We start from the raw sequence: 15116 nt of genomic DNA, 5'->3' as shown, positions 1-15116 counted from the left end.
AAATAATAAAAAATTGAAGAGGGAGGGGCCTCCTGTTTATGAATTTTACCGATTCAACCTATTACATGGAGCACCCTTTCCATGACACTCCCATTTCCATGCATCCGGTAGAAATACGAAATAACCAGTGTCAGAAGCATGCGCATTCATTTTATGAATTGTCTTATGTGACGGCAGGTCAAGGAACACTCTCGATCGATGACAGCTGTATCCCAATCACTCGTGGAGACCTGTTGTTCATTCCTACAGATACGAGACATGTGTTCCAGACCACATTGAATCAGTCTGTCACGCTCATGAATTGCCTTGTGGAGAAGCACATATTATCGGGGCCTCAAGCCATCGGTGACCGCATGATCTATGATGATATTGATGAGCTCACTCAACCATTTCGTACTCTAGGGAACGGCTTCAAAGTAACGGAGAACAAGAAAGAATTCGGGAAGATCATGTACTCTTTACACCTTGAACTTCAATGTAAGGAATCCGGCTATCGTTACCGACTGTATCTTCATCTGATGGACTTGTTAACTCGCATACGGCATGCCGAGCCAAGTGATCTTCAGTCTGCACAAGGAGATCTGACCGACCACATTCAACTTGCAGTGAACTATATATCCAGTCATTATAATGAATCCGCCATTCTTACTCGTTTGTGTGAACGATTCGCTATAAGCCCTCGCCATTTCCAAAGAACATTCAAGCAGGTTACCGGGCTCACCCTGACACAGATGATACAAAATAAACGTATACAACGAAGTTGTGAACTGTTATCCGAAACCGATTGGAGTGTGCAAACCATTGCCAGAGAGGTTGGAATACAGGATATGAAGTACTTTTATCGGATATTTAAAGAAAAATGCGGAATGACCCCTAAAGAGTTCAGGCAGCCTCAAGGGTCGTGATTCACATGCGATGTGTTATAGTGTGCATATATTTTCTATTCAAATAAGAAGGCCACAAAAACCGTTACAGAAATGATGTACGGGTTTTGTGGTTATTTTTATTTTATCAAGCGATGAAGAAACGACTTTATATAAAGCTGTACATGCCCAACCTGAGACTGAGAACAAATTCAATCTGGCGTACGATTTGAATCAATGACGAGTCAAGTAAGATAGAGTTATGAGTTCATGAACAATAATCACTTCAAAACATTGAACCAGAGGGGACATTTCCTATGAACAAAATCAAAAAAACAGGTTTGTGGCTCGGCATTACAACTCTAACGCTATCACTCGTAGTTCTTTATTTTCCAACATGGACACCAAAAATAAAAGGTTCAAACCCTATTCATGTATTGGAACAAGTTAAAATCAATGGTATGAAACATGAAATCATGATCAGAGGGGAGGATCTGGAAAACCCAGTTATCCTTTATTTACACGGTGGACCGGGTGCATCTGAACTTCCGTACGCCAAAAAGTACCAGGATTTATTAGAATCTCAGTTTACGATTGTGAACTATGATCAGAGAGCAAGCGGAAAATCCTATCATTTTTTCGAGGACTATTCCAATCTCTCAGCTGACTTGTTGGTAGAGGATGCATTGGCCGTCACGGATTATATTACTCAACGCCTGGGGAAGAAAGTGATATTAATTGGCCATTCATACGGAACATACATAGGAACACTTGCTGCACAGCGAGCACCCGAAAAATATGAAGCTTACATTGGGATCGGGCAGATGGCAGATACACAACAGAGCGAGATGGACGGATGGAATTACGTTATGGAGCAAGCCCAGTTGGCTGGTAATCATGAAGACGTAGACCAGTTGGAGCAGGTCTATGAACCGATCAAACAAGGACAGGCGTTTACACCGCGAGATATTGTTGAACGGTACGGAGGCGCTTCAAGGTTGATGGACAGCCCTGACACCAGCTTCCTGGGAATGACGTTCAGCAATGAATACAATATGCTTGATACCATTCGCTATAATAAAGGAATCATGTATTCGCAAGAAATATTAATAAGTGAGGCTATGAGCCGTCCTTTGCCATCCTTGATTACAAAGCTTGATCTACCCTTTTATTTTGTCATGGGAGATTACGACTTTATGACTTCATCCCATGCCGCCAAGGTGTTTCTTGACCAGATTGAAGGAAACCAAAAGGAATTCATTGCCTATAAGAACTCGGCTCACTACCCACATTATGAAGAGAAGCAAAGATTCTTTGATTGGATGGTAGATACCTTTATCAAGCAGATGCAAAATTACTAAAATGCGAATCGAGGCTGACTTCAACGAAGTTAATATAGGTGATAAAATTGAAAGTTGGACGAGACAAGTAAATAATCATTTATTTGAAATATATGAGTTAACTATAAAATAAACAAAGGCCATCCCTTTCAGGATGACCTTTGCTTTATTTCATTAAATATTGTGTTTTTACACGTGAAGCGCCAACAGCAGCTTATAGATCATTGCCGCGGCTTCCGCACGGGTCGTCATATTTCCCGCACGAACCGTATTGTCCGTATATCCGTTCACAATTTTGGCCCGAACGGCTGTATTCAGTGCATCTTGTGCCCAAGCCGGAGTTTGCAACTCGTCAGTGAAGCTTGGTTTTACAGCATCATTGCTCGTTCCCGACTGTGCATCTGTACTCAACTTCAATGCATTCGCCATCATCACAGCAATCTCCGCACGAGTAATCGTCTGATTAGGTTTGAACGTGTTGTCTCCATAGCCTTTCACGATTCCGGCTTGCACGGCTGCGGCTATATCTCTCTTCGCCCAGTCTGGCAGACTGCCTTGATCTGCAAACGACGTATCCGACTGCACGGACTTCAAGGCCAGTGCCTTACTGATTAACGTAACAAACTCTGCCCGTGTAATCTTTTTGGATGGTTGGAATGTACCATCTGTGTAACCCTGGATAACGTCCATGCCAATCAAACGATCTGCATAGTCGGATGCCCAGTGTCCGTTCAGATCGGACAGACTAGCAGCTGTGTAACTGGACACAACAAAGGTACCCAGATGATTCACATTTGCCGATACTGTTCCTGCTGCATTCGTCTTGCCACCAATGAATACCCAGCTCTGACGGGCTTCATTATAATAGTAGATCGCTGGCTGTGTTCCTTGAGTCAGCTTGGAAGCATCATATTGCAGACTCAGGGCTGCCTGATCGTTCAATGTCCGTCCTCCACTGCGAGTAATCTGTACTGCTTGGCCCAGAACATTCAGCGAAGCTGTATTCTGTAATTGGTCCTTGGATACAACGGACAGCTGCAACGTATCTTTTTTCCCAATGGCTCCAGCCGGAGCGTTGAATTGCACGATGTCTTTCAGACCCGTTTGTACTGGCTGATTCGCTTCAACCTCTACCTTCACTTCAGTAGTTGAATCTGATCCCGTATCCGGGTTGGTTGGTGTGGTTGGAACGGTAGGCGTTGTTGGCACGCTAGGTGTGCTTCCACCGGAATTGCCTCCATCACTACCTGAACCCTCGCCGCCATTACCCGAACGGGCTTGTACGATAACCGTACGTGTGACTTCCTGTGCAGCATTGCCGGCAATATCTTTCACGTTATAACGAAGGGTATAGATCCCCGCCGCTTGTGTGTTCACTGTGCCGTCAATCTGCACGGAACCATTGATGCCCACATTATCGGTAGCCTGTGCTCCAGGCTCGTTATACGTATCTCCCACGGTTAATGACATTTGGCTGTTGCCTTGCAGGGTGATGACAGGAATTTCGCGATCTATTTTGACCACCAATGGTAAAGTATAGGTTTCGTTCAAATCGTCTGTCGCTCTGAATAACAGCTTATTCTCTCCCGACTCCGTTATCTCCAAAGGTGTATTCTCCGTATATGGTTCGTACGTCTGTCCTCCATCACGGGATAACTCAGTAGTCGCCGAAGTAGCTGGCGCGTATACTGCGCTGGTTACACTCACCGTTACGGACTGGTTTGTCCATGTATCCGTATGATACGGCTGGCCGTCAGCGGTGGTCATGTTACCTTTTAACACCAATGCCTGATTATTTGTTCCCTCCACAATGACAGTGAACGTTCTGGTATCCATTTCGCTGCCACGTTGTACCGTTGCCGTCAATTCCAGTCGCTCATTGTTCTCAGGCTGTGTAAGAAGTTTCCCCTGTGCATCCATCAATTCCGCGTTGGAGCTGGACCAGCTAATCGTGGCTCCATGTTTTCCTTCAACAGGAAGGGTAAGGTCGGAAGTGACCGCGTTCAGATCGCCCAGATCAATCGCTTGAAGCGTATCCGTTACCGCCTGTGCATCACTGTAAGGTGTGGCATTCACGAAGATCGGGTTAGAGTAGAACCACAGGTCGCGATAGTTCTGATCATTGATCTCGTTGAACCGAGTCTCTGCATCCGCTGTTGTGATCTTCGGGTCAAGTTGCGGTTCACCATTTACGGTCTCTCCTGCAACGTTCATGCCCAGATTTGTACCGCGCAGGCGATAATATTTATCCTGGTCCGTTGCTTTGATCTTGTACGTGATGACATTGTAACCTTCCGAATCTGTTGTCCAATCGTTGGACGTAAAGGTTGCCAGCACTTTGGTAGAGTCGTTAGTATCTTTGGAATAGGCGGCTGTGCCCTTCTCGGCCTTGCCCGTCACATCTCCTGCTATGAGATCGACATGATCGACCACCGGTACTTGTCCAGCGGACGTGCCGCTGTTGATTGGTTTTTCATAGTTGTTGCTCGTGGTTGGGCTCTTGAAACGGATTTTCAGTTCCACTTCGTCACCTTGGGTCACACCCAAGTCTCCGCCCATATCAGCCTGAGTGCCCGCGCCGGAAGCCGTGAAGTCCAGTGCGTTGATCAGATCACCGAATACGGAAAATGATTTCCCTGAACGCAGTCCTTCCAGCACGGCTTGCATCCCTGTACCATCAACCCAAGAATAGGTCTTGGCATATTCGCCCGGAAAATAACCGCTGGAATTGGTGCCAATCGTCTTGAAATGGTAATCCGAATTACCATAGTTCCAGAAGTGACGCCCTTCTCCCAACAATGCGTCCCACAGACCGCCCACTTTGGCGACCATATAGTCCACACCACCGTATGTACGGTATTTGTATCCATCATCTGCGGTCGGATTGGCTACGTTGTAGCTTGTGTTATACCCGCCGCGATCCGGTTCCATCTGGTTGCCCAGCATACCTTCGATACCAAAAACAATTTGTGGAGCCAGATCGTTGAACTCACGGAAGTCCGCGATGGTATATTTGTTTTTGCCCCGTGAAGGGTGATTGATCATCGCATAACTCGTCGTTGGATACTTGGTTGCCAGCCAATTGATAGCAGCTAGTGCATCCTGATGAGTTGTATAGGCACGTCCTCCCGTTTGATCCCAATTCGCTACGTCAGCCGCATCGAACAGATTCGCATCCCGATTGGTAAAACGATACTCAAATTCGTTTGCAGCTTCCAGCGCTTCGGTCGAATTCGGCTCATCTGTGAGAATACCTACACCAACGTGTTCATGTGTCGGCATGTCCCATTCGAAACCGGAGAAGATCGTTTTACCTGCGTATTTGCCTGCTTCCTGAAGTGCTTTGATCTGTGGCACCTGGTATTCATTCATCCCTTTGGACATCGGAATCGATCCACCTGGAATGTCTACTCCGTTCTGATCCCGCTTGGATAACCGCAAATGATCCGTAAGCGCGATCCAGTCCAGACCATACTTCGTCAGTCCCACGTCGAGTACATTTTCCAACGAATTCTGCGCATCATCGGACTCAAACGTATGTACGTGCAAATCTCCCGTTTGCCATGAACCTGTTGCCGAGCTGTTGGTTGGTGTGTTATCTCCCGCATCCGCATAGGTTACCGCAGCAGGGAAAGCTCCCATGACAAGGCCCGTAGCCAGTGGTATAAGCGTAAGCATAGCGAGCATTTTCTTTCCTTTATTGTTGAACAAAATCATCCCACCACCGTTCTGAGTTGTTGTGTCGGGAGTAAATATAAGAAACTTTGAGGGCAGGGTCAACGCAATGAAAGCGCCTATTAAAAATTTGACATATTCCTGCATTGCTTTACATTTCGTTAACGATTTCTTTTGCTGTATCTACGAAGATTATGCTCTATCATCCTCCATATTGAGGTGCTGGAATGGACTAGAGAGAGGTTGCAAGAGGGTGAAGAAAAATTCAGATTTTGTTCACCATTCAGGAAAGTTCCACCACAGTTAGTGGAGCATTAGGAAGAGAATTAACATAACAGGGGTGATGAAGAGGTATAAATGAAGGACTTTGTAAACATCTGAGAACGGAACATTTGCCGAATATAGAAAAAAGAACCCACGAATGCACAGACGCAATGCGCCCTGAATCCGTAGGTACTCTGGGTTTGACTGGGTTTTGATTTAGCTTTTACATGTTTACTTTTGTGAAGGGTAAGTTAACGGGTTGTGAAATGTGGGCACGAGTCGGCTGGCCCTTACTCTATTAGATCATTTTACATTTTTTTCGTACCCACAATTGCATAACGAGCACTTGCTATCTAATTCTTATCGTCTTAACTTGTTATATGTCCTGCTGCCTCCGTCGGCCAGAGTCCAATCCACCTCGAATCGCTTGCTTTTGATAACTGCTCTCATACTCTTGCGTGAAGCCTCCGACATTCCCCTCTCAGAGATTTTTACGTCCTCCAGTTTTGGGAACTGAGTCAGCAAAAAGCTCCAATCCTCTGTATGTACCCCTTCGATTATTAAACTTCGAAGCTCCGGCAACTCCAATAAGTGAATATTCCTAATTGGGTTATGGTCCAATATAAGCTTCCTCAACTCCCTGATTTGATTGAGGGGAAGAATGTCTTCGATCTGGTTATGATCTGCCCTGATCCACTGTAAATGTTGGAAGATTTTTAACGGAGATAAATCAACCAGTTTGTTATTTTCTATGTGAATGGAATCCAATTTTGATAGATGCTTAAGTTCATTCAATTTAGAAATGCTAGTCAATCCATTATCGTTGATACATAATGTTTCTACATTCTCTGGAAGGTACTTCAGCTCGTCTAGATCAAAATCCGGAGTATCACGAATGCTAAAGCTTTTCAGATTTTTGGCATACTGGATTCCGTCCAGATAGTAAACGTTTCCTTTTTCATGATAACGAAATATATTCCTTAATTGAAGAAGATTAATATCCGTCAGATCCTCCTTGAAAACTTGAAGCTCTGCCCGAATACTGCGTTCCAGAATTTCATCCTCGAAGAGAACTTTCGTTCCTTTTAGCCCGTTTACTTTGTGGGATACCTCTGCGAAATACTCTTGTCTAGCACTCTCACGTTCGGAATACTCATACATGTACCATTGCCATTCAAAATATATGGGTGGGATATAAGTGGGCCTTATCCATTGAATAGTCTCGTTATCAAGTATTTTCCCAATCAGAAATTGGTCATCTTCCTGAAGTAATATGTGATCATCATGACGAAAAATATTTCCTAATTCGACCATGCTTCTTGCGCTTTCATATGGAACCTGCTGTCGGTCCGCAATGGCAGCATAGTATTGATCATATGCTTTCAGACGTTCTTTTCTCATCTCCTCTGTGTTTTCCGTATCCCATACCTCAATGAATTGAAAGGTCTTCAACTTATGCTCTTCCACCACTTTTTTAAATGTGTCTGTCGCAAAAAATCTTAGATGGTGGTGTTGAGGTAAACAGAACAAATGCGCATCCACTTCAATTCTCTCTGGTAGGATGTGTATGTATTCCGAGAAAAAACCATAACCCATCATTCGTTCAACTGGATTGGTCATATCGATGAAATCCTGTATCCGATTCACCTTTACGGCGAACATGTCGTGCTCCTCATGAATCAGAGGCAGGAACTCGACGTCCTTGCCGATCAAAGGAGTCAACACTTCTTTTGCTTTTTTCGAAAACACTAAAAAAGTAATAGAATATTTAATACAATCACTCTTGTTACCTTTTCGTTTAGTCACGAATACCGGTGGCTCCCAATGTTTGCTATTTCCCTCAAAATAAGCATCCATTCGTTCATCATCTTGCTCAAACGACTCCAGTTCAATACGCATAGATTTTTCTGCTGGAACAAGCATCCAAATTTTAATAATCATCCACTCCGAAAGTAAATTGTAGTATTCCCATCTTCTATATCGGTCCCTCCTCGTTTAATCCATAGCTCGATCACTTTACTTACACTAACTCAAGTCCATTGAACTGACGAAGCATAGTGGTGAAACGTTCCAGTTCCTCTTCATTCCATCCCGATATGCGTTCATAAAAAGTTGACTCCTTCTCCTTGAGCGCACCCACCGTCGATTGTTGACCAAGCTCCGTCAAAGACAACAAAACGCCGCGCCGATCTTCGGGGTCCGGCTCCTTGCTTACATACCCTGCCTTCTCAAGTTGTTTAATCAAACGACTTACCGAACTGCGGTCCATAGCCGTCGCTTCTGCCAAAGCTGCGGCGCTTGTAGGACCGTAAGAATACAACCACCGCACCAAATGAAAAGCGGCAGGCTGCATAGTCGCATCAAAACGCTCGGCAGATCGCACATTAAGCGCATGCGAAGCACTAATTAGCGCATGGATCTGCTCACCTAGTGCCAGTTCCAGAGTTTCTCTATCTTTGGTTTTAACCGGGTTTTCACTCATTATTGTTGTTTCCCTCTCCTCGATACATCAAAGTAGGCTTATGAATATATAGTTGACAAATATCAATTAAATTATATAGTTGATTTATGTCCATTATATAATTCGATCCTATTCGTGTCAAAAGGAGACCTCATTATGAGAACAACACAACCCATTATTGTAATTACCGGAGCAACAAGTGGACTGGGGCAGCTTGCCGCCATTGAACTTGCCAAACGCGGTGCACATCTTGTGCTCACAGCCAGAAGCGAAGAACGCGCCGAGACGACCAGAAACAAAATCAGGGAAATTGCGCCATCCGCCAAGATCAACTTTTTCTTTGGAGATTTGTCCTTACTGTGCGATGTAAAACGTATAGGGCTTGAAATCGCAGCCGCTTATCCGCGTATCGATGTACTTTTGAATAATGCGGGTCTTCATGCTTTTGAACAAAGAGTCACTTCCGAAGGGTTTGCCGAGATGATCGCCGTGAACTATTTGGCACCTTGGCTGCTAACTCACACATTGCATTCTTCCCTGATTCGGGCAGGCCACGCTCGAGTCGTCAATGTTGCATCGGAAGCCTCCAGGAATCACGGCAAACTGGTGCTGCCCAATGACTTAACGGATACCGCCCCCTTTACTGCACGCGGATCCTCCTCAATCTATGGCAAAACCAAACTGCTCAATATTATGTTTAATGGCGAACTTGCCTGTCAATGGGACGGAACCGGAATCCGAGTGAATGCTTTGAATCCAGGTTTTAATGTTACGGGTCTCGGACGAGAGTTGTGGTTTGCGAGTGTGCTTGAGCACATTCTAACGTTTTTGCATATCGGGGACCCACGGCGGGGTGCGAACATCATGACTCGTTTGGCAGTGGAATCGGAATATAGTGAGGTTTCGGGAGGATATTTCAATGTTGGAAGCGGGGCATCCATTACTCCTGTGTATCCGGGCGGAGATGCTGGAATGCAAAACAAGCTGTGGAAGGTTACGACACAATTACTGGAGCAACGTGGTCTGTTGAAATAATCAAAACAGAAAAAAGCCTTCCAGATAACTATCTGAAAGACTTCCACCTCTTGCCGATCCACAATCAACCAAATCGACCACTAATATAGTCCTGTGTACGCGAATCAACGGGCTCGGCGAACATGTCTTGGGTGGCGGAGTATTCCACGACCTCCCCATTCAGGAAGAACACCGTCTGCTGGGAGACCCGAGCTGCTTGCTGCATATTGTGTGTGACCATCACGATGGTATAACGTTCCTTCAACTCATGAGCCAACTCCTCGATCTTGAAGGTCGAGACGGGATCAAGCGACGCCGTAGCCTCATCCATAAGCAGAATGTCCGGCTCCACTGCCAGTGCACGTGCGATGCAGAGGCGCTGCTGTTGTCCTCCGGATAAACTTAACGCGGAACGCTTCAAGTTATCCTTTACTTCATCCCACAGGACAGCAGAACGCAGGCTCTGTTCCACGATTTCATCCAGCTTCTTTTTGCCATGAATGCCGTGTTGTCGTGGGCCGAAGGCCACATTATCGTAGATGGATTTTGGAAAGGGATTTGGCTGCTGGAAAACCATACCGATCTTCTTGCGAATGGTTTCCACATGCACCTCGCCGCTGTAGATGTCCGTCCCGCCTACGGCCACTTTACCTTCGATACGTGTTCCCGGTATCCGGTCATTCATGCGGTTGAGGGTCCGCAGCAGCGTCGATTTACCACAACCGGACGGTCCGATGAAAGCGGTAATGGCCCGTTCCGGAATTTCAATGGAAACATCCTTTAGCGCCTGAAACTGACCGTAATATAAATTCAATTTGTTGATCTCAATGATTGACCGCACAATAGTTCCTCCCGGTGTTGAAATTGATCTTGTTACTGGATCAGCCTGACACATCAGGCTTGATTTTTGCGTGCATTCAGCCAAATTGGCACACGGAACAGAATATTAATGAGCAAGGCCACAAAGATCAACACAGCCGTTGTCTTTTGCGCAATTTCCTCGGCATCGGGCACAATAGCTTCGGATTGAATGTACCACAGATGTACAGCAAGGGTTCCTCCTGGCGATAGCAAATTGAAATCCCACATTTCCCCGGATGTAGACACCCCTGCGGTCAGAATAATGACGGCACTCTCTCCGAATGCCCGACCTGCCGTAAGGCAAATGCCTGTCATGATCCCGTTTATAGCCACCGGCAGCAATACATTACGGATCGTCTGCAAATGGGTAGAGCCAAGTGCAAAGGACGCATTACGAAGTTCAACCGGAACCGCCCGAACCGATTCCTCGGTTACCCTGGTAAGCACAGGCAGATTTAGAAAGGCAAGGCTGACGGCGGCGCCCAGAATCGTAAGACCAATTTCGAAGAACTCCACAAACAGGGCAATACCAAACAAACCAAAGATGATGGATGGAACAGAAGACAGTCCCTCCACGCAAATCCGCACGATCTCCATGAGTTTGTTGTTTGGAGCAAATTCCGCCAGGTAAATCCCGGCCGCCATGCCGATGGGAATCGAGATCAGGAGGGATAGAATCAGCACATAGAACGAGTTGAACAGCGCCGGCCCAATCCCTCCTCCTTCTTCAATCTCGCTTGGAACACCATATAGAAAGTCCCAGCTCAGCAAAGGCAGCCCTTTTTCCAAAAGAAGAAATAACAGTCCAACAATGAATAAAATGACGACAATCCCTACACCCCATACCATGCCCGTAAAAATCCGGTCCATCAGCGTGGATGCACCCCTACGTTTGCCGAACGAATAGGCGGGGACAGCATTCGCCTGTTTCTTCATACTCATGAGTAGCGCCCCCCTTTCTTCTGAAGCATTCTTACGGCTACAATCATCAAGATGGAAATGGCAAGCAGGATAAAGCCCATCATATACAACCCATGATTCCAGGTAGAATCGAATTCTACGCTTGAGATTTGCATGACGATATTACTTGTCAGCACTGCTGTTGGTGTAAACAGACTGTTAGCGAGTTGCGCCGTATTGCCGATGACCATCACCACCGCCATCGTTTCTCCAATGGCACGAGTCATCCCGAGAATGACGGCGTACATGATTCCGCCTCTTGCAGCAGGCAAGACCACACGAGTTATGGTTTGGAATCGGTTCGTACCAAGCGCATAAGCTGCATCCCGGTATTTGTTCGGTACAGCAGATATGGCATCATCACTGATCCGGCTAATGGTAGGCAGCACCATAATCGTCAGAACGATGGACGCTGCGAGCAAACCGTCCGCCAGATCATGTCCACTGATATCCCTAAGCCAGGGGATGAGAATCGTCAGTCCCAAGAAACCGTATACCACAGAAGGAATACCCACCAACAGATCCAATACGGGTCGCAGAATATGTCGAAGCCATTTTGGCGTCATTTCGGCCAGAAACACGGCAATGATGACGGAGATTGGAATGGCAAACAGCATCGTGAACCCCGTCAGTGCCAGCGTTCCCAGAATAAAGGTCAACGCACCGTAATGCTCATTTTCCGGGTCCCAGTTGGTAGAGAAAAAGAATTCGCTGAGCGAAACATCCGCAAAGGTCAGAACGCCCGTACGAAGCATAAGGACCAGAATGCATAACAGAACGAGACAAACGAACAATGTACTGCCAATACAAATCATGCGAAACAGTTTATTGGACCATCTTAAACGCGCCTTACGGTCAAACCGGGTTCCCGATCCGGGAGCCTTGCCAATGCTTGAACCAAGCTCACTCGGAGCAGGGCTGTTCGTGGATGGATTTAAATCGATCATGAAGGGCTCTTCCTTTCACATAGAGAAGCCAGCTTGGCGACCGTGCGCAGAAGCTGGCTATCCCTTTCCTTATGAAATGCGAGAATGATGGACGTTCGCAGCTTTCGTTATTTAACGGCAGCAAGCGGAATGAATTTCAGTTTTTTCAGGGAACCGTTCTGGAACTTGCTGCTTTGGATATACTCGATGAACGCTTTGGTTGCTCCCGTAGGTTGACCTTTGGTCATGTAATATCCAATCCCCCATACTTTGTATGTTTTGTTCAGGACGTTTTTCTCTGTTGGTGCCACGCCATTGATTGATACAGCCTTCATTTTGCTAGTTACATACGGAAGGTCAATATAACCGATTGCATTTGGTGTCGTTTCAATCGTTGTTTTCATATCGCCGCTGGAGCCAACCTCTTTGTAGTTGTCCCCTTTGCTCATGAAGTCCTTGCCATCCAAAGCTTTTTGTTGGAAGTTAACCCGTGTACCGGAACCAAATTTACGGTTAACTACAACGATGTTGGCATCCGATCCGCCAACTTCCTTCCAGTTTGTCACTTTTCCGGAGAAGATGTCCTGCAGTTGTTTTGTTGTCAGATTGCTTACACCCACATTGGTATTAACGACAGCCGTGAACACTGTTACAGCTACTGGATTGGCTACCAAGCCATCAAATTTCTTGAAGCCAGGTACATCTTTGGATGCATCCCAGTCTACAGCGCCAATGTCCGCTATCCCTTTACGAACGGATTGAGGACCTGTGATGGAACCTGCTGCGGAAGCCGAGATTTTAACTTTTGGATTATCTTTTTTGAATTCGCTGGCAGCTTGAAGTGTCAGCGGAAGCAATGCGGAGGAACCGTTAATGACAATTTTACCTTTCTCTGTGCTCTTGGCAGCTGATGCTGTAGTTGCGCCACCCAGTCCACCAATCAGAGATACAGCCATAAGCATTGCTGTGAAGGGTTTGATCCATTTTTTCATGTTAATTAAACTCCTCTCGAATTAAAAAGCTTGTGGTCATATTTGATATAAAACATTACTTCGTAACGGCTCTCCAGCTTCCGCCAGCTTGTACCAGGACTCGGCCGTTCTCAACCACAGAGATTTGTGTTCCGGCAACCGCGATGGATGATACATCGGAAGATACGGTGTACAGCTTGGTTTGTTTTCCAGTTACCGGATCGATCGAAAGGATCACGCTGTTGCTGTCATCCTGGCCCGCAAGTACATACAAGATGCCACCCGACAGAATAGCTTGTTCTACATCGTACTCGGCATACACCGGCGTAGACTTTTGAGATGAATCCACAGACAGCAATGATGCTTTACCGTCTTCGGAAGGTACACTCACGTAGTAGGCTTTCTGTCCGTCAGCAGACCATACAAATACCTTGTCGTCGGTTGATGTTGTGAGCTTCACAGCCTCTGGTTTTGGATTTCCTGTGTTATACGAAAATATTTGCTGTTGATTGGATGAGAAATCAATGGAGACATTGTCTTCATCCACATTGGTTGTATCCGAAGTTACGGTACCAAGTGTTGTTACGGTATAGATGAATTTCTTACCGTCAGCAGAAACATTCAGGTTTTCCTTATAGTCCACCTTGTCTTCGACCACTTTCGTAATCGCGCCATCCGCCAGATTCAGCTTGGCAATCACGGACCCTTTATCTCCTTGCAGGAAGTAGATTGCACTCCCGTCAGCAGACCATACTAATTCAGGCTTGATGCTGTTGTCGCTCGTAATCAGTTTCGAAGCCTTAGTCTTCAGATCAATAACATAAACGGCTCCTTCGGCATTCGTATACGCCGCTTGATCACCACTTGGCGAAATAACGAGATCTGATCCACCGTCTGTCGTTAACAACAACTCATATTTGCCGCTTGTCGTATTCACGAGATAATCGTTTCTGCCATTGTTATCGCTCTTGGAAACAATCAGCTTATCCGCTCCGGCAAAACGAGGATTCTCGACTTCATCGATCAAGGATACCGTACTGATCTCAAGCAGTCCGTTTCGTTTGACAATCGTACCGCCAACGCCCGACACCAGTGGACGAAGAGCGATGTAACTTGTACCACCAATGATAGTAACTGGTTGATTCAGATTCACTTTGACGTCATCTACCACGATTTGTTTACTATTGTTTTGGAGCGTCACGCTGTGATCATTCAGCTTGATCACCGTCGTTCCGCTATGTACTTCGGCTTGTGCGCCAATGGCTTTGATCACATCACGAAGTGACACAAGTGTCTCCCCATTTTTAACGATGGAACGAACGACGACGCTGTTACCGTTTATTGTAAGCGTGGAATTTTGCACCTGAGCTGCATTAGCCACAGGTTTCACTGCAGGAGCAGCCGATACTGCACTAACCACAGAAGTACCTAACACTGTTGCTACCATGGACACCACTAACACCTTTTTCATTGACATTGGCTCTTGTCACCCTTCTCTATTCCATTTAATTTGCCTCGTTTTGTCATGCCCTGCAGTCTGGTATTCTGCATGTATCGTCTTTATGAGAGCTTGTCCGGCTCATCCCCCCAACTTCCACGTTCATAGTAAAAATGACCTATCACGATTGTAATTATAGGAGAGATTTGTAAACGGGAAATCCTGGAATTGTTAACGAATTGTCAATGTTTTCATAAATACAAAAAAAGAGTCGATGGAATATGATCCATGACTCGTTTTTTTGTGAGTTAAGATGCGGCTCCAGTATCAGAACATGTCGATT

The 15116-nt window shown here is 45.9% G+C and carries 11 protein-coding genes; 3 read left to right on the top strand and 8 right to left on the bottom strand.

Features of this window, described 5'->3' with window-relative positions; all coding sequences use genetic code 11:
- Nucleotides 1-38: 38 nt before the first annotated feature.
- Nucleotides 39-905 carry a helix-turn-helix domain-containing protein gene (locus gpAD87_RS02590; protein WP_064635997.1) on the top strand — a complete coding sequence of 289 codons (867 nt, stop codon included), beginning with the start codon at nt 39-41 and terminating at the stop codon, nt 903-905.
- A 275-nt stretch (nt 906-1180) separates the two neighbouring features.
- Entirely contained in the window at nt 1181-2224 is a 1044-nt protein-coding gene (locus tag gpAD87_RS02585; RefSeq protein WP_064635995.1) for an alpha/beta fold hydrolase, read from the top strand.
- A 168-nt stretch (nt 2225-2392) separates the two neighbouring features.
- On the opposite strand, the gene gpAD87_RS02580 is transcribed toward gpAD87_RS02585, so the two are convergent.
- From gpAD87_RS02580 to gpAD87_RS02570, 3 genes are all read right to left on the bottom strand, one after another.
- A complete protein-coding gene (locus gpAD87_RS02580) occupies nt 2393-5914 on the bottom strand; it encodes an S-layer homology domain-containing protein (RefSeq protein WP_157258403.1) in 3522 nt (1173 codons plus the stop codon).
- A gap of 588 nt (nt 5915-6502) precedes the next feature.
- Entirely contained in the window at nt 6503-8083 is a 1581-nt protein-coding gene (locus gpAD87_RS02575) for a leucine-rich repeat domain-containing protein (protein ID WP_064635989.1), read from the bottom strand.
- A gap of 79 nt (nt 8084-8162) precedes the next feature.
- A complete protein-coding gene (locus gpAD87_RS02570; protein WP_064635987.1) occupies nt 8163-8624 on the bottom strand; it encodes a MarR family winged helix-turn-helix transcriptional regulator in 462 nt (153 codons plus the stop codon).
- A 135-nt stretch (nt 8625-8759) separates the two neighbouring features.
- Here gpAD87_RS02570 and gpAD87_RS02565 point away from each other — a divergent pair, with 135 nt between their 5' ends.
- Nucleotides 8760-9638 carry an SDR family NAD(P)-dependent oxidoreductase gene (locus gpAD87_RS02565; protein WP_064635985.1) on the top strand — a complete coding sequence of 293 codons (879 nt, stop codon included), beginning with the start codon at nt 8760-8762 and terminating at the stop codon, nt 9636-9638.
- Between the two features lie 64 nt (nt 9639-9702).
- Here the strand turns inward: gpAD87_RS02565 and pstB are convergent, their stop codons facing one another.
- The 5 genes from pstB to gpAD87_RS02540 all read right to left on the bottom strand — a co-directional run bounded on the left by pstB (nt 9703) and on the right by gpAD87_RS02540 (nt 14806).
- Complete coding sequence (gene pstB / locus gpAD87_RS02560; RefSeq protein ID WP_197521356.1) at nt 9703-10458, bottom strand: phosphate ABC transporter ATP-binding protein PstB; 756 nt, start codon at nt 10456-10458, stop codon at nt 9703-9705.
- 53 nt (nt 10459-10511) lie between these two features.
- The gene (pstA, locus tag gpAD87_RS02555) at nt 10512-11420 is read right to left on the bottom strand and encodes a phosphate ABC transporter permease PstA (protein WP_064635983.1); all 909 of its coding nucleotides are present in this window, start codon (nt 11418-11420) and stop codon (nt 10512-10514) included.
- Entirely contained in the window at nt 11417-12385 is a 969-nt protein-coding gene (gene pstC, locus gpAD87_RS02550) for a phosphate ABC transporter permease subunit PstC (RefSeq protein ID WP_064635981.1), read from the bottom strand. Before pstC ends, pstA begins: the two co-directional genes overlap by 4 nt.
- A 107-nt stretch (nt 12386-12492) precedes the next feature.
- Nucleotides 12493-13356, bottom strand: coding sequence for a phosphate ABC transporter substrate-binding protein (locus gpAD87_RS02545; RefSeq protein WP_063565318.1), 864 nt, complete (start codon nt 13354-13356; stop codon nt 12493-12495).
- 55 nt (nt 13357-13411) lie between these two features.
- Nucleotides 13412-14806: a stalk domain-containing protein gene (locus gpAD87_RS02540; RefSeq protein WP_231952413.1), complete on the bottom strand. Its 1395-nt coding sequence runs from the start codon at nt 14804-14806 to the stop codon at nt 13412-13414.
- Nucleotides 14807-15116: the final 310 nt, after the last annotated feature.

The organism is Paenibacillus sp. AD87, from assembly GCF_001659845.1.
Taxonomy (GTDB): Bacteria; Bacillota; Bacilli; order Paenibacillales; family Paenibacillaceae; genus Paenibacillus; species Paenibacillus marchantiae.
Note: the sequence above shows the minus strand (reverse complement) of the source record. Positions and strands in the feature narration are given on the sequence as shown.

Excerpts from the sequence above, each read along its gene's own strand:
- gpAD87_RS02590 (WP_064635997.1), top strand. The coding sequence starts at position 39 with ATGAATTTTACCGATTCAACCTATTACATGGAGCACCCTTTCCATGAC.
- gpAD87_RS02585 (WP_064635995.1), top strand. The coding sequence starts at position 1,181 with ATGAACAAAATCAAAAAAACAGGTTTGTGGCTCGGCATTACAACTCTA.
- gpAD87_RS02575 (WP_064635989.1), bottom strand. The coding sequence starts at position 8,083 with ATGATTATTAAAATTTGGATGCTTGTTCCAGCAGAAAAATCTATGCGT.
- gpAD87_RS02570 (WP_064635987.1), bottom strand. The coding sequence starts at position 8,624 with ATGAGTGAAAACCCGGTTAAAACCAAAGATAGAGAAACTCTGGAACTG.
- gpAD87_RS02565 (WP_064635985.1), top strand. The coding sequence starts at position 8,760 with ATGAGAACAACACAACCCATTATTGTAATTACCGGAGCAACAAGTGGA.
- pstA (WP_064635983.1), bottom strand. The coding sequence starts at position 11,420 with ATGAGTATGAAGAAACAGGCGAATGCTGTCCCCGCCTATTCGTTCGGC.
- pstC (WP_064635981.1), bottom strand. The coding sequence starts at position 12,385 with ATGATCGATTTAAATCCATCCACGAACAGCCCTGCTCCGAGTGAGCTT.
- gpAD87_RS02545 (WP_063565318.1), bottom strand. The coding sequence starts at position 13,356 with ATGAAAAAATGGATCAAACCCTTCACAGCAATGCTTATGGCTGTATCT.
- gpAD87_RS02540 (WP_231952413.1), bottom strand. The coding sequence starts at position 14,806 with ATGAAAAAGGTGTTAGTGGTGTCCATGGTAGCAACAGTGTTAGGTACT.